This window comes from Alcaligenes sp. NLF5-7, assembly GCF_024266725.1.
GTDB classification, from domain to species: domain Bacteria; phylum Pseudomonadota; class Gammaproteobacteria; order Burkholderiales; family Burkholderiaceae_B; genus Alcaligenes; species Alcaligenes phenolicus.
The window spans coordinates 262,427-286,046 of record NZ_CP100755.1 but is presented as its reverse complement, the minus strand read 5'-3'; the positions used below and the strand labels follow the sequence as shown (position 1 = coordinate 286,046).

General features: G+C 54.8%; 15 protein-coding genes, 2 tRNA genes, 3 rRNA genes and 1 pseudogene. 17 read left to right on the top strand and 4 right to left on the bottom strand.

Annotated features, from left to right (window positions below):
* The first annotated feature begins 89 nt into the window (after nt 1-89).
* The 7 genes from dnaE to MID00_RS01365 all read left to right on the top strand — a co-directional run bounded on the left by dnaE (nt 90) and on the right by MID00_RS01365 (nt 9,492).
* Nucleotides 90-3,566, top strand: coding sequence for a DNA polymerase III subunit alpha (gene dnaE, locus MID00_RS01395; protein WP_254499570.1), 3,477 nt, complete (start codon nt 90-92; stop codon nt 3,564-3,566).
* Nucleotides 3,563-4,669: a glycosyltransferase family 4 protein gene (locus MID00_RS01390; protein WP_083053968.1), complete on the top strand. Its 1,107-nt coding sequence runs from the start codon at nt 3,563-3,565 to the stop codon at nt 4,667-4,669. Before dnaE ends, MID00_RS01390 begins: the two co-directional genes overlap by 4 nt.
* The gene (locus MID00_RS01385; RefSeq protein ID WP_022983576.1) at nt 4,666-5,508 is read left to right on the top strand and encodes a polysaccharide deacetylase family protein; all 843 of its coding nucleotides are present in this window, start codon (nt 4,666-4,668) and stop codon (nt 5,506-5,508) included. The genes MID00_RS01390 and MID00_RS01385 overlap by 4 nt, the downstream gene beginning before the upstream one ends.
* Complete coding sequence (locus tag MID00_RS01380; RefSeq protein WP_203144974.1) at nt 5,481-6,287, top strand: glycosyltransferase family 2 protein; 807 nt, start codon at nt 5,481-5,483, stop codon at nt 6,285-6,287. The genes MID00_RS01385 and MID00_RS01380 overlap by 28 nt, the downstream gene beginning before the upstream one ends.
* 9 nt (nt 6,288-6,296) lie before the next feature.
* On the top strand, nt 6,297-7,037 hold the full coding sequence (locus MID00_RS01375; protein WP_170978585.1) for a polysaccharide deacetylase family protein: 741 nt from the start codon (nt 6,297-6,299) through the stop codon (nt 7,035-7,037).
* On the top strand, nt 7,034-8,218 hold the full coding sequence (locus MID00_RS01370) for a glycosyltransferase family 4 protein (protein ID WP_009461674.1): 1,185 nt from the start codon (nt 7,034-7,036) through the stop codon (nt 8,216-8,218). Before MID00_RS01375 ends, MID00_RS01370 begins: the two co-directional genes overlap by 4 nt.
* Nucleotides 8,219-8,376: 158 nt before the next feature.
* Nucleotides 8,377-9,492: a glycosyltransferase family 4 protein gene (locus MID00_RS01365; RefSeq protein WP_083053965.1), complete on the top strand. Its 1,116-nt coding sequence runs from the start codon at nt 8,377-8,379 to the stop codon at nt 9,490-9,492.
* Between the two features lie 67 nt (nt 9,493-9,559).
* Here the strand turns inward: MID00_RS01365 and MID00_RS01360 are convergent, their stop codons facing one another.
* From MID00_RS01360 to MID00_RS01350, 3 genes are read right to left on the bottom strand one after another with little or no spacing between them, the layout of a single operon-like run.
* Nucleotides 9,560-9,826 carry a YkgJ family cysteine cluster protein gene (locus MID00_RS01360; RefSeq protein WP_254499569.1) on the bottom strand — a complete coding sequence of 89 codons (267 nt, stop codon included), beginning with the start codon at nt 9,824-9,826 and terminating at the stop codon, nt 9,560-9,562.
* Complete coding sequence (locus MID00_RS01355; protein WP_254499568.1) at nt 9,823-10,587, bottom strand: YdcF family protein; 765 nt, start codon at nt 10,585-10,587, stop codon at nt 9,823-9,825. The genes MID00_RS01360 and MID00_RS01355 overlap by 4 nt, the downstream gene beginning before the upstream one ends.
* Nucleotides 10,584-11,489: a glycosyltransferase family 9 protein gene (locus MID00_RS01350; protein WP_035270695.1), complete on the bottom strand. Its 906-nt coding sequence runs from the start codon at nt 11,487-11,489 to the stop codon at nt 10,584-10,586. Before MID00_RS01350 ends, MID00_RS01355 begins: the two co-directional genes overlap by 4 nt.
* 156 nt (nt 11,490-11,645) lie before the next feature.
* Here MID00_RS01350 and msbA point away from each other — a divergent pair, with 156 nt between their 5' ends.
* From msbA to MID00_RS01335, 3 genes are all read left to right on the top strand, one after another.
* Entirely contained in the window at nt 11,646-13,430 is a 1,785-nt protein-coding gene (gene msbA / locus MID00_RS01345; protein WP_031233031.1) for a lipid A export permease/ATP-binding protein MsbA, read from the top strand.
* 30 nt (nt 13,431-13,460) lie between these two features.
* On the top strand, nt 13,461-13,919 hold the full coding sequence (locus MID00_RS01340; RefSeq protein ID WP_009461686.1) for a hypothetical protein: 459 nt from the start codon (nt 13,461-13,463) through the stop codon (nt 13,917-13,919).
* A gap of 135 nt (nt 13,920-14,054) precedes the next feature.
* On the top strand, nt 14,055-14,585 hold the full coding sequence (locus MID00_RS01335) for an ATP-binding protein (protein WP_254499567.1): 531 nt from the start codon (nt 14,055-14,057) through the stop codon (nt 14,583-14,585).
* A 175-nt stretch (nt 14,586-14,760) separates the two neighbouring features.
* Here MID00_RS01335 and rng read toward each other — a convergent pair whose 3' ends face one another.
* Entirely contained in the window at nt 14,761-16,224 is a 1,464-nt protein-coding gene (gene rng / locus MID00_RS01330) for a ribonuclease G (protein ID WP_009461688.1), read from the bottom strand.
* A 418-nt stretch (nt 16,225-16,642) separates the two neighbouring features.
* Here rng and MID00_RS20640 point away from each other — a divergent pair.
* The 7 genes and pseudogenes from MID00_RS20640 to rrf form a co-directional block, all read left to right on the top strand.
* Nucleotides 16,643-16,792: pseudogene (locus tag MID00_RS20640) on the top strand (hypothetical protein); the annotation flags it as partial.
* Nucleotides 16,759-16,863 (top strand): PT domain-containing protein, encoded by a 105-nt coding sequence (locus MID00_RS20635; protein ID WP_368044561.1) that lies wholly within the window; start codon nt 16,759-16,761, stop codon nt 16,861-16,863. The pseudogene MID00_RS20640 and the gene MID00_RS20635, both read left to right, overlap by 34 nt.
* Before the next feature lie 950 nt (nt 16,864-17,813).
* A 16S ribosomal RNA gene (locus MID00_RS01325) occupies nt 17,814-19,350 on the top strand.
* Nucleotides 19,351-19,443: 93 nt separating this feature from the next.
* Nucleotides 19,444-19,520: transfer RNA gene (locus MID00_RS01320), tRNA-Ile, on the top strand.
* 11 nt (nt 19,521-19,531) lie between these two features.
* Nucleotides 19,532-19,607 (top strand) — tRNA-Ala (locus MID00_RS01315).
* Nucleotides 19,608-19,985: 378 nt separating this feature from the next.
* Nucleotides 19,986-22,869: ribosomal RNA gene (locus tag MID00_RS01310) — 23S ribosomal RNA — on the top strand.
* A gap of 181 nt (nt 22,870-23,050) precedes the next feature.
* Nucleotides 23,051-23,163, top strand: a 5S ribosomal RNA gene (gene rrf / locus MID00_RS01305).
* The 16S, 23S and 5S rRNA genes sit together here with 2 tRNA genes alongside, the layout of an rRNA operon.
* The last annotated feature ends 457 nt before the right edge of the window (nt 23,164-23,620 follow it).

Here is a 23,620-nt window from a genome sequence, read left to right as displayed (position 1 = left end):
TTTGAATGCCTTGCAATACGTTTCAAGGTATTCACCCGTAGCGCCATTTCAGCCTCAACAATGTCCATAGGCTTCAGTACAATTCCATCATGAGCGAAACCACCCCTTCCTTTGTCCATTTGCGATCCCACTCGGAGTTCTCCGTGGTGGACGGCATCGCCCGTATTCCCGAAATGATCAAGAAAGCGCAGGCCTATGGGCAGCCTGCACTGGCTTTGACGGACTTGTGCAACTTGTTTGGACAGATCAAGTTCTATACCTCGGCGCGTAAAGCCGGGCTGAAAGCCATCATGGGCTGTGATATCTGGCTGCAAAACGAGGAAGACCGCGAAAAACCGTCGCGCTTGTTATTGCTGGTGCAAAACGAGGCCGGTTACTTGAGCCTGTGTGACATTCTGACCCGCGCCTGGCTGGGCAACCAGTACAAGGGGCGGGCAGAGGTACAGCGCGCCTGGCTGAAAGAATGTAGTGGCTTGATTGCCTTGTCCGGTGCTCGTATGGGTGATGTAGGCCAGGCTCTGGCCGATGGCAATCTAGATTTGGCCCGTGATTGCGCCCGCCACTGGGACAGTCTGTTCCCGGGCGCTTTCTATATTGAGTTGCAACGCAGCGGTGCGGACGGCGACGAGCTGTATGTACAAGCTGCCATGCGCTTGGCCGCGGAGCTGGACCTGCCCGTGGTAGCGACGCACCCGATTCAATTTATTGCACCCGACGATTTCCGCGCGCATGAGGTGCGGGTATGTATTGCCGAAGGCGAGCAGTTGGCCAATCCCAAGCGTGTGAAGCGTTTTACGCAAGAGCAATATTTTCTAAGCTCGGACGAAATGCAGCAGCGCTTTGCGGACGTTCCTGCTGCGCTGGAAAACACGTTGGAAATTGCCAAGCGTTGCAACCTGGAGCTGGAACTGGGCAAACCCTATCTGCCCGATTTTCCCACGCCCGATGGCATGTCGCTGGGCGACTTCCTGATTCAGCAGGCCAAAGATGGTCTGGAAATCCGCTTGAAGCAGCTGTATGCCGACCCCGAGGAGCGCGAGAAGCAACGCCCCACCTACGAAGAGCGTTTGATGTGGGAGTGCAACACCATTATTTCCATGGGCTTTCCCGGCTACTTCCTGATCGTGGCGGACTTCATTAACTGGGGCAAGCACAATGGCGTGCCCGTAGGGCCGGGCCGGGGTTCGGGGGCGGGTTCCCTGGTGGCTTACAGCATGGGGATTACTGATCTGGATCCCTTGCGCTATGACTTGCTGTTCGAACGTTTCCTGAACCCCGAGCGGGTATCCATGCCTGACTTTGACGTGGACTTTTGTCAGGACAACCGCGAACGTGTTATTGATTACGTTAAACAGAAATATGGCCGTCAGGCCGTCAGCCAGATCGCCACGTTCGGTACTCTGGGCGCAAAAGCCGTGGTGCGCGACGTAGGCCGTGTGCTGGAATTGCCTTACAGCCTGTGCGATGGCTTGTCCAAACTGATTCCTTTCAACCCCGCCGATCCCTGGACGCTGGAACGTGCGCTGGCCGATGAGCCGGCCTTTCGCGAGCGTTACGAGAACGACGAGGAAGTCAAAGCCCTGATCGATCTGGCCCGTCCCTTGGAAGGCCTGACCCGTAGTGTGGGCATGCACGCCGGGGGGGTCTTGATTGCACCCGGCAAATTGATCGATTTTTGCCCGCTGTATGCCCAGTCTGGCCCGGACGCCAACGCCGTGTCGCAATACGACAAGGACGACGTGGAGGCTGCCGGCCTGGTCAAGTTCGACTTTCTGGGGCTGCGTAACCTGACGATTCTGGACTGGGCCGTGCGCTATGTACGCCAGTTCAATGCGGACAAGCGCGAGTTCGACATCATGGCCTTGCCACTGGATGACGACGCCTCCTACAAGCTGTTGTGCGAAGGTAATACGACAGCGGTGTTCCAGCTGGAATCGCGTGGGATGAAGGAGCTGCTGCGCAGTCTGCGGCCTTCCACTTTTGAAGACATTATCGCCATGCTGGCCCTGTATCGTCCGGGGCCGCTGGAGTCGGGCATGGTGGTGGACTTCGTGAACCGTAAACACGGTCGAGCCGAGGTCGATTACTTCCACCCGGATCTGGAAAGCACCTTGAGCAGCACCTACGGGGTCATCGTCTACCAGGAACAGGTGATGCTGATCTCGCAGATTATCGGTGGCTACTCGCTGGGTGGCGCCGACTTGCTGCGCCGTGCCATGGGCAAGAAAAAGCCCGAGGAGATGGCCAAGCACCGGGTTCTGTTTGAGGAAGGGGCGGTCAAGAAAGGCCACGACCCTGAATTGGCGGTCAAGCTGTTTGACCTGATGGAAAAGTTTGCGGGCTATGGCTTTAACAAGAGTCACTCCGCTGCTTATGCTCTCATTGCCTATCAGACGGCCTGGCTCAAAGCCCACCATCCGGCCGAGTTCCTGGCCGCGACTTTGTTGTCCGATATGGACGATACCGACAAGGTCCAGATTTTCTGGAAAGACGCGCTGGCCAACGGCGTGGAAGTCTTGCCGCCAGATATCAATGCGTCCAACTATCGCTTTGAGCCTGTGCAGGACAGCTATACGGAAAAAGGCTTGCCGCCACGCACCATGCGCTACGGTCTGGGCGCCGTGAAGGGGACCGGTCAGGCTGCGGTTGAAGCAATTGTGGATGCTCGCAAGCAAGGCGGTCCTTTCACCAGCCTGTTTGATTTCTGCCGTCGTGTAGACCGCCATCAGGTGAACAAGCGCACCATTGAAGCCTTGGTGCGTGCCGGCGCTTTTGACACGATTGATGAAAACCGCGCCGCTTTGCTGGCCAGTATCGGTGCCGCTACCGAAGCTGCCGAACAGGCCGAACGTAGCGCCAACCAGTCTTCGCTGTTTGATGACGACTCTAACGATATTGTGGAAGGCGAGGTTGCGAAAGTGGCTCCCTGGAGCCTGCAAGATCGCTTGCGTCAGGAAAAGACGGCACTGGGCTTTTACTTCAGCGGCCATTTGTTTGACGCCTGGCGTGATGAGGTCCGCCGTTTTGCACCGACACCGTTGGCACGTCTGGAAGCGTCGCGCAGTCCGCAGTGGTTTGCCGGTGTGCTGTCAGCGGTGCGTGTACGCATGACACGTCGCGGCAAGATGCTTTACGCCATGCTGGATGACGGCTCGGCGCAGCTGGAAGTGGCCATCTTCAATGAGCTGTTTGAAGAGCATCGCCAGCGCCTGAAAGAAGACCAGTTGATCATCATCCAGGGCAAGGTCAGCAACGACGATTACACCGGCGGCTTGCGTATCAATGCTGATGCTATTTTTGACTTGCAGCTGGCCCGTGAAGCCCGTGCCAGTTGCCTGAGCATCGCCCTGAACAACAATGCTGACGCGCAGCGTCTGCAAACTCTGCTGGCGCCACATCGTGCCCAGGAGCAGGGCGGAGTGCCGGTCGAGGTACAGCTGCTGCGTCCTGATTATGAGTGCGTGGTGCAGTTGGGCCCGCAGTGGCGTGTTCGTCTGGCGGATTCCTTGCTGGAGCAGCTGGAAGGCTGGGACGCCACGCGCGAGGTGGAGATCAGCTACCGATGAGGCCCTTGCGCATTCTGCACTCGGAAGCTGCCACCAGCTTTGGTGGTCAGGAAAACTACATCCTGCGAGCCATGCGCATCTTGCGCGAAAGGGGGCATCAGGTGGAGGCCGCCTGCCAACCCCACGCCCAGTTGACCGAGCGCCTGCGCGACGAGGGTTTTGTGGTTCATACCCTGTTGATGGATGGCCCGGCCAATTACATGCGCGGTGTGCGCCAGTTGCGTCGGGTCTTGCGCCAAGGTCAGTTTGATGTGCTGAACAGCCATAGCCGCCGTGACACCATGCTGGCCGGTGTGGCCGGGCGCCTGGCGGGAACCCCCTTGATTGTGCGTACGCGCCATCTGGCCAAGAAAGTGGGCTCCTTGATGTCTTACACCATCGTGCCCAAACGGGTGATTACGCCCAGCGATTATGTGCGCGATCACCTGATCGAGCGGGGCGTGAAACCTGGGCATGTTCGGGTGGTCTATCCCTGTGTCGATCCCAGCGTGATTGATTCAGCGCCCCTCCTGGATTTGCGTGCCCAGTTGGGTTTGGCGTCTGATACCTTGCTGGTAGGTTGCGTTGCCGTATTGCGGCGCGAAAAAGGCCATCATGAACTGATCGCCGCCATGCAGCCTTTATTTGATCGCTACCCTCAATTGCACTTGGTGCTGGTGGGGGGCGGCTCTCCGGGCTATGAACAGTTGCAGGCCTTGATCGCGGAACTGGGGCTGCAAGGGCGGATTCATATGCTGGGCGCTCGTGCAGATGTGCCCTCGATTCTGCCCAATCTGGATATTTTTGCCTTGGCGACCCATATGGAAGCGTCGGGCACTGTTTTTGTAGAGGCTGGAAGCGCCGGCATTCCTGTGCTGGGCAGCCGCGTTGGCGGGGTCCCGGAGATGATGCAAGAAGGCCGCAGCGGTTTGCTGGCGGATTTGCACGACCCGGAGCAGTGGCGTGCCGCCTTGGAAAAAATGATCCGGAGCACGGAGTTGCGTCAGGAAATGGGAGCCGCAGGGCGCCTGTTTTGTCGTAGCGACGAGCGCTTTACCCCGGTTGCCATGGGCGACCGGCTGGAAGGCGCTTATTATGCTTGGTTAAAGGAGCTTCAGGGATGAAAGTGGCAAGTACTGTGCCCGTCATGATGTACCACCATGTCACCCCGGAAGGGGGCATGATCAATGCCAGTCCCGAGCATTTCGAGCAGCATTTGCAATGGTTGAAGAAAAACGGCTGGACCAGCCTGACAACCGAGCAATTTGTAGGCCATCTGCAAGGGCAGGGCGTACCACCCAAATCGGTACTGATTACCTTTGATGACGGCTACCTGGATAACTGGGTCTACGCTTATCCCTTGTTGAAAAAATATGGCTTCAATGCCGTGATTTTCCTGGTGACAAGCTGGATCAATGAGGGGCCTGTGCGCCCTTATCTGGGCCAGGGTCAGGACGTGCCCGAATGCCCGGATCATCGTGAATGTGAAGCGCGTATCGAGCAAGGCCGTAGCGACGAGGTGATTTTGCGCTGGAGTGAAATCCACGCCATGCAGGCTGATGGTGTGTTCGAGTTCCACAGTCATACTCATACCCATACTCGCTGGGACCTGAGCGAACAGCGCGATCAAAAGAACGACAAGATGCGTTGGGAACTGGAGCAATCCCGTCAGACCTTGAAGGCCAATATGGGTATGGTCTCTGACCAGCTGTGTTGGCCGCAAGGCTATTTTGATCCTGATTATGTGCAGGTCGCCCAGCAAGCCGGTTTCCGCTATCTGTATACAACGCGCGCCTTCGGCTCCAACCAGCCTGGTAGCGATCCTTTGCACATTTATCGTTTCGCCGTGCGTGACACGACGGGCGTATCGGTAGGACGCAGGCTGAATGTTGCGGTACATCCCGTGATCGGTCCGATTTTCAACAGGTGGAAAGCATGGCGTCGTCGTCAACGACAGAAGTAGGGCAAAGCGCCGCGTCGAGTTCTGGCAAGCGCCTGTCCGTTATCCTGATTACGAAAAACGAGCAGGCGCATATTCGTGCCTGCCTGGAATCCGTTGCCTTTGCGGACGAGATTATTGTGGTGGACTCGGGCAGTACGGATGAGACGGTGGAGATCGCCCGTTCCATGGGGGCGAACGTTACAGTCACCCCGGATTGGCCCGGCTTTGGGCCGCAGAAGAATCGGGCACTGGATCAGGCCACGGGCGAGTGGGTGCTGTCCATTGACGCGGACGAGCGTGTTACGCCCGAGCTTGCACAACTGATTCAGCAGGAAATGATCCAGCCGCGTGGTACGGCTTACCGGATTGCCCGCCTGTCAGAGTTCGCTGGCCGCTGGATGCGCCATAGCGGTTGGTGGCCAGACCGGGTATTACGACTGTTCAAGCGTGGTACAGCCCGTTTTAACGACGCCAAAGTCCATGAAAGCGTGCAGACCGAGCATCCAGTCCTGGTCTTGGATGGGCATTTTCTGCATTACCCCTACGCCAGCCTTGAAGTCTTTATCGACAAGATCAACCGTTATTCCTCGGATGCGGCCCGTCAAATGCAGGCCAAGGGCAAGACCACCAGCCTGCCGGGCATTGCTGGCCATGCCAGCTGGACCTTCGTGCGTCACTATATTGTTCGACGGGGATTTCTGGATGGCCCGCAAGGCTTCATTCTGGCGTGTATGGCCGCTTCTGGCAGCCTGTTTCGATATAGTAAGCTGTGGTATTACACCCGTCAGAAGTCTGATTAGCCCCTTATAATGCCGCCTATGATTCCGATTCTTATGTACCACCAGGTTGGGGTGCCTGCTCCCAAGGGCTCGCCTTACCGTGGTTTGACCGTGCATCCTACTGATTTTCGGCGCCAGATGACTTGGCTCAAGCGCTTGGGTTACCGTGGTTTATCCATGGCGCAACTGATGCCGTACCTGCGGGGTGAAAAGCAGGGCAAGGTTGTGGGAATCAGCTTTGATGATGGCTACCGTAACGTCTTTCAGAACGCCATGCCGGTGCTGGATGAATTGGGCTTTACGGCGACCAATTACATTGTGGCGCGGCATCTGGACGGTTCGAACTTCTGGGACCAACCCAAAGGAGTGCCGCATTCCGGTCTGATGTCCTTGCCAGAACTGCGCGCCTGGGTGAACGCCGGTCACGAAGCCGGTTCGCATACGCTGGACCATGTGCATCTGACCGATGTGTCCTCGGAAATCGCCCATTACCAGATCGTGCAATCCAAGGCGGAGCTGCAAGACGTGCTGCAAGTGGAAGTCAGCGCGTTTTGCTATCCCTATGGCGATCAGAATCAGGCTATTCGTGAGCAGGTGCGTCAGGCTGGTTATCTGAATGCCACCACGACCAATCGCGGTCTGGCCCGTTCAGACGATGATTTGTTTGACTTGCCCCGTGTGACGGTCTCGCGTTCCACCAATATTTTGCGCTTCGTGCAAAAGTGCGTGACACGCCTGGAAGACAAGCGTCGTACGGTTTCCCGCTCATGAGCTCAGATCAAACCCGCGACACTCCCGCTGCGATTCCCGAGCGCCTGCGCATCGCTTTTGTGGTCGACCGTTTCGGTAACCGCTTTGGCGGCGCTGAAGCGTATGGGGTGGAACTGATGCGCGAGCTGGCCGAAAAACACGAAATCACCGTGTTTGCGCGCGAATATGACAGTCGCTGTGATTTGAAGCTGGCCTATGTGCCTATTCGACATTGGTCGCATTGGCCGGGCTGGATACGCGGCATTCTGTTTGCCCGTCAGGCCGCCAAGGCCACGGCGCAAGGTTTTGATATTGTGCACTCGCACATGAACGGCTGGTGCGGGGACGTGGAAGTAGTGCATGTCACCCCCGTGCGGTTTAACTGGCGCGTGCGGCCTTTGCCTTTATTGAAAAAACTGGGCTCCTACTTCAGCCCGAGGGTCTGGGGGTATCTGGGTTTGGAAAAACGCCGTTTGCGCCCTGGTCCTCATGCCGTAGTCGCCGTTTCGGGCCTGATTGCCGAACAATTGCAGCAAGCCTATGGCAGCGTGCACGACTATCCCGTCATTGCTCCCGGTGTGGCCTTGCCGCAAGCCGATGCCCAAGGCCAGGAGCGCACCCAGGTTCGCGAGTCTTTGGGTTTTGCGAACGATCAGGTTGTCTGCCTGTTGGTGGCTCGTAATCCGCTGCGTAAAGGCTTGAATACGGTGCTGGAAGCCTTGGCGAAACTGCCTTCTCATTATCGATTGCTGGTGGTGGGCGGAAAACCGGGTTTGCGTGACCAGATACGCCAGCAGCTTCAGACTCTGAATATGCAGGATCGCGTTATCCTGCAGGGTGAAACCTCTAACGTCGAACCTTTTTATCGCGCTGCCGATATCTACGTGCATCCCACCCTGAATGACAGCTTTGGCATGGCACCGCTGGAAGCCATGTCCTATGGCTTGCCGGTTGTCCTGAGCCCGGCTCCATGGTGCGGCTTTGCCCAATATGTGCAGGGCGGCTATCACGCATTGCTGCTCAGCCATCCGGAGGATGCTCAGGAACTGGCTCGGGCGATTGAGAAAATCAGCAAGGACCCGGCCATGGCCAGGAATCTGATCGAGAACTCGCGTGAGTTATTGGTTCAATTCAGCTGGCCTGCCGTCGCGACTCGCTATCAGGACCTGTATCAAAAAGTGTTGCTTCGCCGCCAAGATTAAAGGCAGGTGCAGCCAGGTTTTCTCTTTTACCGAGATTAAATCGTCAAAACTGCTGTTCAGTCATTGTTCAGCTTACGCAATAGCGGATACACTTTGTGGCCTGTAGATGCTCGATCTGAGTATTTGTCTGTCATTCACAGCCGCTGACGGAGCGAGTTTTGAAGGTCCTGATCACTGATATTCACCATGGTAATGGCGGTGGCCATGTCACCTATATTCTGGGTTTGTTGCGCGGTTTGGCCCATCAGTGTGAATTCACTCTGGCGGCACCGGCAACGGGCCGACTGTATCGGGAAGCGTCGCAGATACCCGGGGTAAGAGTGTTGCCAGGCCTGTATACCGCCCGTATCGGGACGGCCTTGTCGGAAATCTGGAACCTGCGCCGTTTTTTGCAGCGCGAAGCCTTCGATATCGTGCATTGCAATGGCAGTACCGATCATCGTCATGTCATGATCGCCTGCAAAACCTTGTCGAATCCTCCCGTTATTATCTGGACCAAACACAATACCAAGCGCCTACACAGCATGGGTAACCGTTTGCGGGCGCGCTTTGGGACTGATCTTTGCATTGCTGTCAGCGATTATGTTGCCCGCCAACTCGCCAATTCCGATTATCGGCGTTGCAACGTTGAACGGATTTATCACGGTCTGGACTTGGAGCATTATTCCCCGGTTTCCGCGCAGGAAAAGCAGGCTGCACGCCAAGCACTTTTCGGCGCTGATTTGGCAGAGAACAGTTTGGTGCTGGGCTCAGTGGGTGGCACGGATCTGGAAAAAGGTTGGCTGCTGCTGGTTGAAGCAGTGTCCCGTCTGGAGCCGGAACTCAAGCAGCGCGTTCGGATTGTGGTAGCAGGTGATCCGCCTGTGGAGGCTGTTCGGGAGCAAGTGCAGGCTTTGGGCTGTGCCGAGCAATTGGTTTTCCCCGGCTTGGTTAAGGATGTGCGGTCGATCCTGGCTGCCTGTGATGTGGGGTTTGTGCTTTCATACAAAGAGTCGGCCTCGTACGCGTGCTACGAATCCTTGGCTTTGGGGCTGCCCGTCTTGATCTCCAATGCGGGTGGTCTACCGGAAAGCATCGAGCATTTGCATGAGGGTTGGGTGGTGCCTTGTGGAGACGTGGCAGCCATTGAGGCGCATGTCCGAGACATGTTATGTCAGAAGTACTGCTTGCATACCGTGGGCAAGCGTGCCAGGCAGCGCGCAGAAAACCGTTTTGATGCGCAGCGTTTTTCGGTGGATACCTATCAGGCCTATTTGAAGGCGCGGGCGCTATAAAGTCAGGTGCAGGCCAAGCCTGTAGCAAAAAGCGTTCTGAGTGTATTTCAGAACGCTTTTTTTATGCCTAGTTGTTGAGGGACGGAGCCGTGAGTGTTTCCAGCTCCGTCAGCCAAATCAAGGCATCTTCCCGCTTTTCCCCACACATTTCCGAAGAGGCTTGCAAGCCCGAGCAACAGGCAGGGCGTTCGGGTTGGCCAAAAATCCGACAACGTAGCTGTTCGTCCAGCTGAACGCAAGGCACACCCGCAGGCTTGCCGTGGGGCATGCCGGGGATAGGACTGGAGATAGAGGGGGCGATACAGCAGGCCCCACATTCAGAACGGCAAATCATGCCCAGCCTCGGGACCAGTACACCAGAATCCCGACATATTCCTTGATGATGGAGCGGCTGGATTGCAAGGCCATCAGATTGGGTTTCCACATGGAAAACTCGGGGCTGTTCGGAACCGTTAGCTGTGGGGCGGCACCAGCCGCAATGACATCGACCCCTTGCTTGCGGAAAATTGCCATGGCGCGTGGCATGTGCAGGGCAGAGGTTACCAACAAGACTTTCTTGGCCTGCTTTTCTTGCAGTAGCAGGGCGGTGTATGCACCATTTTGCTGGGTGGTCAGGCTTTCGTTTTCCATCAGTGTGGCCGAGGCGGGCACATCCAGATTAGTCAGGGTGTTGGCCATGACCTTGGCTTCACTGATGCCGCCGTCCAGCGCGGCTCCCGACAAGACAATGTAAGGTGCACGGCCCGCTTTATACAGATCGGCCGCTCGTTCTACCCGCGCCGATGTTTTCTGTGCTGTTTGGGGCAAGAACCAATTGCTGCGGTTTTGAGCGGTGTGGCCGCCCAGAACCACAATGGCATCGGCTTGCGTTACCTGCTCAGCCGGCTGATAGGGATACATTTTTTCCAGATAACCGCCCGCATACAGACTGGTGGCAGGCAGGGACCAGGCGCCGGTCCAGAGCAGTCCGGCCAAGGCCAGAGCGGCGGCGGTTTTGCGCAGGCGCAAGATAAAGAGCAGCACCGCCACAAGTAGTAGGGCGGCAAACAAATTCAGCGGAATGACCAGGCTGGTCAGGATGCTCGATACATTCATGGGTGCTCCCGCTCTGACTCCAGCACTTGCACCACCTCGTCCAGCGTTGGCCATTGGCCATCGCGCCCCAGGCAAATCGCCCGTGGCGACCAGGGACCGGTGTCTTCAGGGTTGGTGACGCCACATAAGGTCAGCTGCTGGGCCTTGATGGCTGCCGCGACATGGGAGACGCCAGAGTCATTGCAAATAACCCACTGCGCCTGTTGGCAAAGCCGCGCAAACGCTCCTAAAGGCAGGGGCGGCAGGCAACGTGCGCTGGGCGCATTTTGCAGGGCAGCCTCATGCTCGTTGGGCGGGGGGCACATAATGACGGTTTTGCCTTGGGCTTGCAGATGGCGGGTCAGTTGGTCGAAATACGGCCAGACTTTGACGCGGCCTTTGTGCAGTCCCGTTGCGGTAGGGGCGATCAGAATATAGTCACCGGGGCGCAGGGCGGCTTGGCGCAGACTGTTGTCGCCTTCTTGCCGTTGCAGGGGGCTGAGCGTCAAATCCAGGGTGGCTGGGGCTTGTTCAGGCGCCGGGTTCAATTTCCACAGCGCCAAAGCCTGCTGAACAATATAGAACCAGGATTGCACCGCATGCAACTGCTTTTGCGGCTTATTTAACGGCCATCGTAATAAAAGGCTACGGCCATCGTCCCGGTAACCGCAGGCTGGCAGACCTGCCAGTTTGAAGCTGAGGGCACTGCTCAGCGAATCGGGCAGCAGCAGGCCATACGCTTGGCGATGGCCGTGCTGGCGACGATAACGGCGTATGGCCTTGGCATCCTGGTGCCAGTGGCTGCTCATGGGGATGAAGCCATGCAAGGGGTAAGCCGACAGCAGTTCGCGGGCCCAGGGACGGGCGCAAACCACGACGGGCAAACCGGTATCCAGCAGAGCCTGTAAACACGGCAGGCTCATGCATACATCGCCTAGCCAATTAGGCAATCGTAAATAAAGGGCAGAGGGATCAGACATGAACAGGACAACTAGGCAGAACCAACAAGTGCGGAGGCGCTCGACTCAGGCAATGAGCGTTAGAATAAACACAATTAGATAGTATATAGGGTGTCCTCGTTGTCCAACGCCATAGAAACCAAAATCAAGCCTGCTGGGCACGATCCTGTCAAATCCGATCTCTGGAAGCGCATTTATAGCCGTTTGCTGCCTTATTGGAAGGTGGCGGTGCTGGCGCTGATCCTGGTCAGCATCTCCTCAGCTACCCAGCCAGTGCTGGCGGTGATCATGAAGCCTTTGCTGGATGATGGCTTTACGGGTGCCAATCCTGATTACATGTGGTCCATCCCGCTGGCGGTGATCGGGCTGATGTTTGTGCGCGGCGTGACCAGTTACGGCAGTTCTTATTTGTTTGCCTGGATCGCCAACAAAATGTTGCTGACTTTACGTGGTGACATGTTCTCCCGCTTGCTGGGATTGTCCGATTCGGAGTTCAAGCAAGGGGATACTGGCCGTTTGCTGAACCGCTTCACGATTGATGCCGGCACCATGACTGGCGTGGCCACCGAGGTGGTCACCGTCGTAGTGCGTGAAACCTTGACCGTGATCGCCTTGTTGGGCGTTCTGCTTTACATGTCCTGGCAATTGACCGTGATCGTGTTTCTGGTCATGCCCGCCTCGGTCTTTGTGGCCAAACTGGTGTCGCGTCGCCTGCGCCGCATCAACCGCGATACCGTGAACATGAATGCTGAGCTGACTCGTGTGGTCAGTGAAGCTATCGATGCCCAACGTGTCATCAAGCTGTTTGATGGCTACGAGCGCGAAAACACCCGTTTCATGTATGTGAATGCGCGCCTGCGCCGCTTCGCCATGCGTGCAGCTTCTGCGGATGCCGCTTTGTCGCCCATCACACAGTTGTTTGTGTCGATTGCCGTGGCCGGAGTGATTTTTGTCGCTCTTTACCAGGCTAATACCGGCACGCTGACTATCGGTAGCTTTGCTGCTTTCATGGCTGCCCTGGGACAGATTTTTGACCCTATCAAGCGTTTGACCAATATCACCGGCACGATGCAGCGCATGCTGGTGGCGGCAGAAAGTGTCTTCAAGCTGGTTGACCAGGACCCGGAGCCCGATACCGGGACTCGAGAGTTCACGCAGCCTGTGCATGGTCATATCGAGTTCGACTCGGTGTCACATCGTTTCCCCAACGCGCATCGCGATACCTTGTCCGAGGTCAGTTTTGCGGTGCAGCCCGGCCAGACTATTGCCCTGGTTGGTCGTTCCGGTAGTGGCAAGACCACACTGGCCAATATGTTGCCGCGTTTCTTGATTCCTAGCAGTGGGCAAGTGCGGGTAGACGGCATTCCCTCGGAAGAGCTGACCTTGCGTAGCTTGCGTAGCCAGATTTCTTTGGTCAGCCAGGATGTGGTGCTGTTTGAGGCGACGATTGGTCAAAACGTGGCCTATGGTGCGGGAGCCGATGTTACGCCGGAGCGTATCTGGGAAGCGCTGGAGGCAGCCAATCTGCGCGAGTTCGTGGAAGGCTTGCCACAAGGTCTGGATACGATGGTGGGCGAGAATGCCAATTCCCTGTCTGGTGGCCAGCGTCAGCGTCTGGCCATCGCCCGTGCCTTGATTAAAAATGCTCCCATTCTGATTCTGGATGAGGCCACCTCGGCTCTGGATAATGAGTCCGAGCGTCAGGTTCAGATGTCGCTGGAGACCTTGATGAAGGGCCGCAGTACCTTGGTGATTGCGCATCGTCTGTCTACCGTACAAAATGCGGATCAAATCCTGGTGCTGGACGAAGGGCGGATTATTGAGCAGGGCCGTCACGACGAATTGCTGGCCCGCAACGGTGTGTACGCCGGTTTCTACCAAATGCAGTTTCAGTTCAACGAATAAGCAGCCTGGGGCTGCACGATAAGGAACATCATGAAGAAAATCATTCTTGCGCTGGCCGGGCTGGCTGTGTTGGCAGGGTGTGCCAAGCAGGGTGCGGAACTGCGAGAACAGGATTTGCGTCGTCCCAGCTATTTCAAGACGGAGCGCCGCATTAATACGGACTTTGTGGGTATTCAGCGTGCCTTGTTCAAGCATCAGGCCGAGTGTGGCAAAGCAGCGGTTTTCAAAATGGATGAGCGCCAGGCCAGCTACGGCACTTTGCGCTACGAACTGGAACCGGGGGCGGGCTGGGATAAAAGTATCCTGATCGATCTGACCATGATGCAAAAGGGTTGGGTAGACGCAAAGGTTTACGCTTACCGCGCTGATGTGAAGCGAGAGATTCAGGAGATCTTCACTTCAATTCGTGCTCCAGGTGTGTGCAACCCGGACGATGCACCAAAAGAAGTGCTGCCCGAGGATGATTTTGTTCCGGTTGCGCCGCTGTAAGTGTCCAAGCTTTGTGCTGGGCAGCTCGCTCAGCACATGAGGCGCCCTGATCGCAGGACAAGTCTGTCCTGCTCGTGACCCGCTTTTTCAGGCGGGTTTATTGTTTTTAGTCCCTCTCAATGAATAGAGATGATTATGGATCTTGCCTCTACACCCCAAGCCAGACAGATAGCCTCGACAGCAGCGATGCTTTATCTGATTTGCGGCAAGATAGCGGCGGGTAAATCCACCTTTGCTAAAAAGCTGTCCGAGCAGCCCAAGACCGTACTAATCAGCGAAGACGTTTGGCTGGCTAACGTATACCCCGGTCAAATTGCGTCTTTGGAAGATTACGCGCGCTGTTCAGCGCAGTTGCGGGCGGCCATGGCACCGCATATTGCTGCTTTGTTGCAGGCCGGAGTGTCTGTAGTGCTGGATTTTCCGTCCAATACCCTGGCAACACGCGCTTGGGCGCGGGAGCTGATTGAAAAATCGGCAGTGGCTCATGAACTGCATTATCTGGATGTGGCTGACAAACTGTGCAAGGCACGTTTGCATGCCCGTAATGCCAGTGGTGAGCATCCCTTTGAGACGACCGAAGCGCAGTTTGATTTGTTCAGCTCTTACTTTGTGGCACCTCAGGAGTCAGAGGGCTTTCATATCATCCGCCATCAGATTAGCGAATAAGCCGGGGCGTGTTTTTCTGCTGCTAGTTGCCGCGTGCCAGAAGATGTTTGCTGGTTTGCTTGTATCTGTGTCTGAGCTTTGCGTGTGTAGGAGCGTGTCCGAGCAGGCCGCAGACCTTGCCGTACAAGAGCTAATGCAGGGGATTGGCTACCCAGCCAACCCCAATGCTGACCAATTACAGCAAAATAATGTCGTACTGTTCCTGGGAGTAGTGTGGATCTACCTCCAGGGAAATGGGCTTGCCAATAAAGTCGCCCGCCACGGCCAGGTGCTGGCTTTCTTCTTCCAGAAACAGATCCACGACTTCCTGAGCCGCCAAAATACGAAATTCCTTGGGATTGAATTGTTTGGCTTCGCGCAGGACCTCGCGCAAGATTTCATAGCAGACGGTGCGGGCCGTGCGTACCGAGCCGCGCGACTGGCAAGTGGGGCAGGGCTCGCATAGTTGGTGTGCTAAAGAGTCACGCGTACGTTTGCGCGTCATTTCCACCAGACCTAACTGACTGAAACCATTGATCGTCACACGGGTGCGGTCTTTGGCCAGCGCTTTTTGCAGCTCTTGCAAGACAGACTCCCGGTGAGCCGGGTCGTCCATATCAATAAAGTCCAGGATGATGATGCCACCCAGATTGCGCAGACGCAGTTGGCGGGCCAGGGCAATCGCTGCTTCCAGGTTTGTTTTGAAGATCGTGTCGTCAAAGTTGCGACCACCGACGAAACCGCCGGTATTCACATCCACCGTAGTGAGTGCTTCGGTCTGATCGATAATCAAATAGCCGCCGGACTTCAAATCCACCCGACGCGACAGGGCGCGATTGATTTCTTCATCCACATGGGCTGTATCAAACAGAGCGCGACTGCCTTTGTGATGACTGATGCGCTCCAGCACCGAGGGCGTGTAAATTTGTGCCCATTCCTTCATCTCCTGCACCACGGTGCGTGAGTCCACGATGATGGATTGGGTGTTGGGCGTCACCATATCGCGTAAAACACGTTGCGCCAGGCTCAAGTCCGTATAAAGCACAGAGGGGGCGCCTTGCTCGCGGATACGTTCCTGAATACGTGTCCACAAAGTACGCAGATACTGCTGGTCTGCACTGATCTCTTCATCCGTCGCGCATTCGGCCTGAGTCCGTACGATGAAACCGCCTTTCTCATCCTTGGGCATAAGACGACTGACACGCTCGCGCAGCTCGATCCTGTCTGCATCCGAACCAATCCGTTGCGATACGCCAATATGAGGATCAAAAGGCAGATACACCAACATGCGGCCCGCAATACTGATTTGTGTTGATACACGAGCACCCTTGGTACCCAATGGATCCTTGATGACTTGTACTAATAGAGACTGACCTTCGTACAAGAGCTTTTCAATCGGCGTGGTGGGACTACCCTGATTACGCTCGGTGCGATTCTGGCGTAAGTCCGCGACATGGATAAACGCCGCGCGTTCCAGGCCAATATCAATAAAGGCACTTTGCATGCCGGGCAAAACCCGCGCCACTTTTCCCAGATAGACGTTCCCCACATAACCGCGTTGGATGCTGCGCTCGATATGAATTTCCTGGACAGCACCTTGCTCGACCAGGGCAACACGGGTTTCAAACGGAGTGACGTTAATCAGGATGTCTTCATGCATAGTAATTTCGCTCAGGAATATCTGTTCCGGGCTAGTGTAGGGCCAAGTCGGTGAGGCTGCTATGCCTTTATGACTATATAGAGAGTTTAGGGAGGATGAATGCTTCGCTTGTCTTTGTTTGGGAGACTGCTTGGAGGCGTTTATGGTTCCAGTTGCTTTATGTAGGTCGCCACTCGAGGCCCCGGGACCGGGTGTTGGGGCGGACTACTTGCCGGCGCAATGCGCCGGTCCCCTTGTCGGAGTCACAATCGGGGCGCAGTCTGAACTCGCCCAGTGATTGGTCCCCCGGACCAATCACAAACTTTGGGCTCAAACAGCAGACTGCTTGCATCCCCGATTGTGACTCCGACTGCGGCAAGTACTCTGACTCGCCCCAACACCCGGTCCCGGGGCCCCGAGTGGCTAGCAGCCCTGCATAATGCTCGATCTTGGAGGCCATTCAACTCGTTATCTATCTCTATATAGACACTGTTGGTTGAAGGCACAGGGCCGATGCAGTGTTCGTGTGGCCGTTCTTTTGTCCGCCATCTATCCATCCAGCAACCAACCAACCAACCAACCAACCAACCAACCAACCAACCAACCAACCCATCGACTGGCGACTGTTCTTTGGAGGGAGTTTTTCTTCTATCTATATAGAAGAGGATAGAGGGAGGAGTTGTCAGAGAATGGGGGAGATGATTTAACGAATTTCCGTGAGGAAAATAGCTGTCTGTTCGTGTTTTGCTCTGAAGAAGCTTGAAGCCTCCTGCCTGAAGGCAAAAAGTCGAAATAAGCTAAAAATTATTTTTATAGTTATTCTTCATAGTTATCAATCAGCTACATCGTTTTACGGAGTTTTCTCTCCTGAAATACCTAGGAAAATCCCATAGAACGCTTGCAAAGCGGAAAATACTCGTGCTATAGTTCTTTTCTCGCTGCAGCACACACAGGGTTTTCCCCGAAGCGCCGCAGAGAGCAGTTAGACAAGTTTCACCGCCTTGGCCAAGAGGCCCGCACCGAAGCTTGAATGACTGGTCAGGAAACTGACAGGGTGTAAAACCCGGAGCTTGACAAATCAGAAAATTCTGTGTTAAAGTTCTAGGTTCTGCTCCAGAGAACGCAACGTTAAGTTTTTAAGCGGTTTTGCAGGTTGAAACGGTTTTGAGAATTTACCCTTGTTTGTGAAGTTGGATAGTTAACCTCACGGTTGATTGTTCAGCAGGTAAGAAAGAACGAAAGTTCTGGTTTAAGCGGGACGAGTTAGACGGTTTTAAAACTTTCTAACTTCTTCAAAAAAACGCTTGACACACTGCCTGATCTGCTTCATAATCTCGTTTCTCTGCTGCTAACACAGTAAGGTACGAAGCGCTAAGCGCGACGAGCCAGCCGGGTTAGTCAGTAGAACGACAGGCAACTGTCACTGCTCTTTAACAATTAACAGCCGATAAGTGTGGGCGCTTGGAATGAGCGAGTCGAACCCTTCGGGGATCGCCACAAGTTTGTATCAAGTGCTCACAAACGAAAGATGAAGAATTACCTTGTGTAACTCTGAATTTTTCTTTGAGACACAATCGGTCTCGTCGCAAGACGGGACAACCACAGAGATTAAACTGAAGAGTTTGATCCTGGCTCAGATTGAACGCTAGCGGGATGCTTTACACATGCAAGTCGAACGGCAGCGCGAGAGAGCTTGCTCTCTTGGCGGCGAGTGGCGGACGGGTGAGTAATATATCGGAACGTGCCCAGTAGCGGGGGATAACTACTCGAAAGAGTGGCTAATACCGCATACGCCCTACGGGGGAAAGGGGGGGATCGCAAGACCTCTCACTATTGGAGCGGCCGATATCGGATTAGCTAGTTGGTGGGGTAAAGGCTCACCAAGGCAACGATCCGTAGCTGGTTTGAGAGGACGACCAGCCACACTGGGACTGAGACACGGCCCAGACTCCTACGGGAGGCAGCAGTGGGGAATTTTGGACAATGGGGGAAACCCTGATCCAGCCATCCCGCGTGTATGATGAAGGCCTTCGGGTTGTAAAGTACTTTTGGCAGAGAAGAAAAGGTATCCCCTAATACGGGATACTGCTGACGGTATCTGCAGAATAAGCACCGGCTAACTACGTGCCAGCAGCCGCGGTAATACGTAGGGTGCAAGCGTTAATCGGAATTACTGGGCGTAAAGCGTGTGTAGGCGGTTCGGAAAGAAAGATGTGAAATCCCAGGGCTCAACCTTGGAACTGCATTTTTAACTGCCGAGCTAGAGTATGTCAGAGGGGGGTAGAATTCCACGTGTAGCAGTGAAATGCGTAGATATGTGGAGGAATACCGATGGCGAAGGCAGCCCCCTGGGATAATACTGACGCTCAGACACGAAAGCGTGGGGAGCAAACAGGATTAGATACCCTGGTAGTCCACGCCCTAAACGATGTCAACTAGCTGTTGGGGCCGTTAGGCCTTAGTAGCGCAGCTAACGCGTGAAGTTGACCGCCTGGGGAGTACGGTCGCAAGATTAAAACTCAAAGGAATTGACGGGGACCCGCACAAGCGGTGGATGATGTGGATTAATTCGATGCAACGCGAAAAACCTTACCTACCCTTGACATGTCTGGAAAGCCGAAGAGATTTGGCCGTGCTCGCAAGAGAACCGGAACACAGGTGCTGCATGGCTGTCGTCAGCTCGTGTCGTGAGATGTTGGGTTAAGTCCCGCAACGAGCGCAACCCTTGTCATTAGTTGCTACGCAAGAGCACTCTAATGAGACTGCCGGTGACAAACCGGAGGAAGGTGGGGATGACGTCAAGTCCTCATGGCCCTTATGGGTAGGGCTTCACACGTCATACAATGGTCGGGACAGAGGGTCGCCAACCCGCGAGGGGGAGCCAATCTCAGAAACCCGATCGTAGTCCGGATCGCAGTCTGCAACTCGACTGCGTGAAGTCGGAATCGCTAGTAATCGCGGATCAGAATGTCGCGGTGAATACGTTCCCGGGTCTTGTACACACCGCCCGTCACACCATGGGAGTGGGTTTCACCAGAAGTAGGTAGCCTAACCGCAAGGAGGGCGCTTACCACGGTGGGATTCATGACTGGGGTGAAGTCGTAACAAGGTAGCCGTATCGGAAGGTGCGGCTGGATCACCTCCTTTTAGAGCGAATGGCTCGCAAAGCGAAAGCGTCCACACTTATTGGCTGTTAGTTAATGTCATGACCATTGAAGGTATCGCCCACTGGTGATAGATGGGTCAGTAGCTCAGTCGGTTAGAGCACCGTCTTGATAAGGCGGGGGTCGTTGGTTCGATTCCAACTTGACCCACCAACGATTACCTCGGGGGATTAGCTCAGCTGGGAGAGCACCTGCTTTGCAAGCAGGGGGTCGTCGGTTCGATCCCGTCATCCTCCACCACCGCTTTTGTGGTTGGTTGTCGATACAGCAAGGTTCATGACAGAGTATAGGGCACAGGCCAACAACGGTTGACCTGGCGCTAGATTCAACGAAGAGTGTTCTTTTTCAAGAATACTGCTCGTTGGGTTATGCAACCCACGAATTGCTCTTTAACAATTAGGAAGAAGCACAACGAAGGTGTGTTGTCTAATAAACGCAAGACGATTAGTCGCCTTGTGATGACAATACACGGGTTGTGATTGCAACAGAACAAATTATGTTCAACGAAAGTTCTCAAAAATATAGACGTTGTTCAATCTTCGGATTGGATAACAGCTAAGGATTGATGAACGGCAACAACGTATACTCATATTCCTATAACAGCATCAAGCGTTATAGGATCAAGCGAATAAGTGCATATGATGGATGCCTTGGCGATCACAGGCGATGAAGGACGCGGTAGCCTGCGAAAAGCTACGGGGAGCTGGCAAACAAGCTTTGATCCGTAGATGTCCGAATGGGGAAACCCACCGTAGTAATACGGTATCCCATGCTGAATACATAGGCATGTGGAGGCGAACCGAGTGAACTGAACCATCTCAGTAACTCGAGGAAAAGAAATCAACCGAGATTCCGGAAGTAGTGGCGAGCGAAACCGGACCAGCCTGGATGTTTTAGCGTAGTGAATAGTCGAATGGAATGGAAAGTCCAGCCGTAGCAGGTGATAGCCCTGTAGGCGAAATTCAGTACGTGGAACTAAGCATCGAACAAGTAGGGCGGGACACGTGAAATCCTGTCTGAATATGGGGGGACCATCCTCCAAGGCTAAATACTCGTGATCGACCGATAGTGAACCAGTACCGTGAGGGAAAGGCGAAAAGAACCCCGGAAGGGGAGTGAAATAGATCCTGAAATCGTATGCATACAAACAGTAGGAGCACCTTCGTGGTGTGACTGCGTACCTTTTGTATAATGGGTCAGCGACTTACATTCAGTGGCAAGCTTAACCGAATAGGGGAGGCGTAGCGAAAGCGAGTCCGAATAGGGCGATTCAGTCGCTGGGTGTAGACCCGAAACCAGGCGATCTATCCATGGCCAGGTTGAAGGCACGGTAACACGTGCTGGAGGACCGAACCCACTAATGTTGAAAAATTAGGGGATGAGCTGTGGATCGGAGTGAAAGGCTAAACAAGCCTGGAGATAGCTGGTTCTCTCCGAAAACTATTTAGGTAGTGCCTCGTATATTACTGCCGGGGGTAGAGCACTGTTATGGCTAGGGGGTCACAGCGACTTACCAACCCATGGCAAACTCCGAATACCGGCAAGTACAGTACGGGAGACAGAGCACCGGGTGCTAACGTCCGGACTCAAGAGGGAAACAACCCAGACCGCCAGCTAAGGTCCCTAACTATGACTAAGTGGGAAACGAAGTGGGAAGGCATAGACAGTCAGGAGGTTGGCTTAGAAGCAGCCATCCTTTAAAGAAAGCGTAATAGCTCACTGATCGAGTCGTCCTGCGCGGAAGATGTAACGGGGCTAAGCCATAGACCGAAGCTGCGGATGTGTACTTTAGTACACATGGTAGGAGAGCGTTCCGTAAGCCTGTGAAGGTGTTCCGTGAGGAATGCTGGAGGTATCGGAAGTGAGAATGCTGACATGAGTAGCGATAAAGGGGGTGAAAAGCCCCCTCGCCGTAAGTCCAAGGTTTCCTGCGCAACGTTCATCGGCGCAGGGTGAGTCGGCCCCTAAGGCGAGGCAGAGATGCGTAGCTGATGGGAAGCGGGTTAATATTCCCGCACCGTCGTAGAGTGCGATGGGGGGACGGATTGCAGAATGTTATCGGGGTGTTGGATGTCCCCGTTGGCGCATCATAGAAGGCACTTAGGCAAATCCGGGTGCGTAATTCAAGGGTGTGACTGGATAGAGCTTCGGCTCTAAACTAACTGGAAGCAGTTCCAAGAAAAGCCTCTAAGCTTCAGCTCTACGAGACCGTACCGCAAACCGACACAGGTGGACGGGATGAATATTCCAAGGCGCTTGAGAGAACTCAGGAGAAGGAACTCGGCAAATTAATACCGTAACTTCGGGAGAAGGTATGCCTCATTAGTGTGATGTGCCTGCGCACAAAGCATGAAGAGGCCGCAGTGAATCGGTGGCTGCGACTGTTTACTAAAAACACAGCACTCTGCAAACACGAAAGTGGACGTATAGGGTGTGACGCCTGCCCGGTGCCGGAAGGTTAAGTGATGGGGTGCAAGCTCTTGATCGAAGCCCCGGTAAACGGCGGCCGTAACTATAACGGTCCTAAGGTAGCGAAATTCCTTGTCGGGTAAGTTCCGACCTGCACGAATGGCGTAACGATGGCCACACTGTCTCCTCCTGAGACTCAGCGAAGTTGACATGGTTGTGATGATGCAATCTCCCCGCGGCTAGACGGAAAGACCCCATGAACCTTTACTGTAGCTTTGCATTGGATTGTGAACCGGCCTGTGTAGGATAGGTGGGAGACGTTGAAGCGTGGTCGCCAGATCGCGTGGAGTCATCCTTGAAATACCACCCTGGTCTGTTTGCGGTTCTAACCTAGGTCCCTTATCGGGATCGGGGACCGTGCATGGTGGGCAGTTTGACTGGGGCGGTCTCCTCCTAAAGTGTAACGGAGGAGTTCGAAGGTACGCTAGAGACGGTCGGAAATCGTCTTGATAGTGCAATGGCATAAGCGTGCTTGACTGTGAGACTGACAAGTCGAACAGGTACGAAAGTAGGACATAGTGATCCGGTGGTTCTGTATGGAAGGGCCATCGCTCAACGGATAAAAGGTACTCTGGGGATAACAGGCTGATACCGCCCAAGAGTTCATATCGACGGCGGTGTTTGGCACCTCGATGTCGGCTCATCTCATCCTGGGGCTGTAGCCGGTCCCAAGGGTATGGCTGTTCGCCATTTAAAGAGGTACGTGAGCTGGGTTTAAAACGTCGTGAGACAGTTTGGTCCCTATCTGTCGTGGGCGTTGGATACTTGACGGAGCCTGCTCCTAGTACGAGAGGACCGGAGTGGACGTACCACTGGTGTATCGGTTGTCATGCCAATGGCATTGCCGAGTAGCTACGTACGGAAGAGATAACCGCTGAAGGCATCTAAGCGGGAAACTCGTCTGAAGATTAGGTATCCCGGGGGCTTGACCCCCCTGTAGGGTCGTCCGAGACCAGGACGTTGATAGGCTGGGTGTGGAAGTGCAGTAATGCATGTAGCTAACCAGTACTAATTGCCCGTGTGGCTTGATCCTATAACCCTTGAGGTTGTAGTGAGTTAAGTTGTTGACCACAGAACGTAATATTGAAGTGCAGCGCAACCCGCGCTTGACACCTTCGTAACCGCTGCTAGCTGATCCGTACTGATCGCTAGCGGTGTGCTTCTTCCAATTAGCTGGGGCGTCCCTTAAAAAGACGACTCGGCAACCAGTTACGCTTGACGACCATAGCAAGGTGGTCCCACACCTTCCCATCCCGAACAGGACTGTGAAACGCCTTTGCGCCGATGATAGTGGACGGACGTCTGTGAAAGTAGGTCATCGTCAAGCTCTTATTCCTCAAAACCCCCGCAAGCATCCCTTGCGGGGGTTTTGTTTTAGGCGGCGACAAAAGCACAGGCTACCGGCCTGTCTCGGATTGCTCGAAGGCCTGACCCTGGACCACCCGGTTCAGGCGTACCGCCCCCCATCCTGGCCCGTTCCGGGCTGCATGTATTCCTTATTCTTACCGACGCCGATTGGCCTATGCCTAGTAGGTTGGTCATGGCATCCTGTCCCTGCACAAGAGGATTGGCGTTCAATCCGTCGCTGCTTACCTGTAGGGTGGTCGGTCGTTCTACTCTTCGCGCTTGTAGCATTAGTTGCTGAGCTTTCTGTACCAATCAGCTTTGATGACCAAGATAGGGCGTACAGCTGTCGGCATCAGGTTCTGTATGGCTATATAACGTGCCTAGTTATTACCCGCCTTTGTCCTACTCGTCCTCCCTGATTCCCCTGAAATTCCTAC

Excerpts from the sequence above, each read along its gene's own strand:
- dnaE (WP_254499570.1), top strand. The coding sequence starts at position 90 with ATGAGCGAAACCACCCCTTCCTTTGTCCATTTGCGATCCCACTCGGAG.
- MID00_RS01390 (WP_083053968.1), top strand. The coding sequence starts at position 3,563 with ATGAGGCCCTTGCGCATTCTGCACTCGGAAGCTGCCACCAGCTTTGGT.
- MID00_RS01385 (WP_022983576.1), top strand. The coding sequence starts at position 4,666 with ATGAAAGTGGCAAGTACTGTGCCCGTCATGATGTACCACCATGTCACC.
- MID00_RS01380 (WP_203144974.1), top strand. The coding sequence starts at position 5,481 with ATGGCGTCGTCGTCAACGACAGAAGTAGGGCAAAGCGCCGCGTCGAGT.
- MID00_RS01375 (WP_170978585.1), top strand. The coding sequence starts at position 6,297 with ATGCCGCCTATGATTCCGATTCTTATGTACCACCAGGTTGGGGTGCCT.
- MID00_RS01370 (WP_009461674.1), top strand. The coding sequence starts at position 7,034 with ATGAGCTCAGATCAAACCCGCGACACTCCCGCTGCGATTCCCGAGCGC.
- MID00_RS01360 (WP_254499569.1), bottom strand. The coding sequence starts at position 9,826 with ATGATTTGCCGTTCTGAATGTGGGGCCTGCTGTATCGCCCCCTCTATC.
- MID00_RS01355 (WP_254499568.1), bottom strand. The coding sequence starts at position 10,587 with ATGAATGTATCGAGCATCCTGACCAGCCTGGTCATTCCGCTGAATTTG.
- MID00_RS01350 (WP_035270695.1), bottom strand. The coding sequence starts at position 11,489 with ATGAGCCTGCCGTGTTTACAGGCTCTGCTGGATACCGGTTTGCCCGTC.
- MID00_RS01340 (WP_009461686.1), top strand. The coding sequence starts at position 13,461 with ATGAAGAAAATCATTCTTGCGCTGGCCGGGCTGGCTGTGTTGGCAGGG.
- MID00_RS01335 (WP_254499567.1), top strand. The coding sequence starts at position 14,055 with ATGGATCTTGCCTCTACACCCCAAGCCAGACAGATAGCCTCGACAGCA.
- rng (WP_009461688.1), bottom strand. The coding sequence starts at position 16,224 with ATGCATGAAGACATCCTGATTAACGTCACTCCGTTTGAAACCCGTGTT.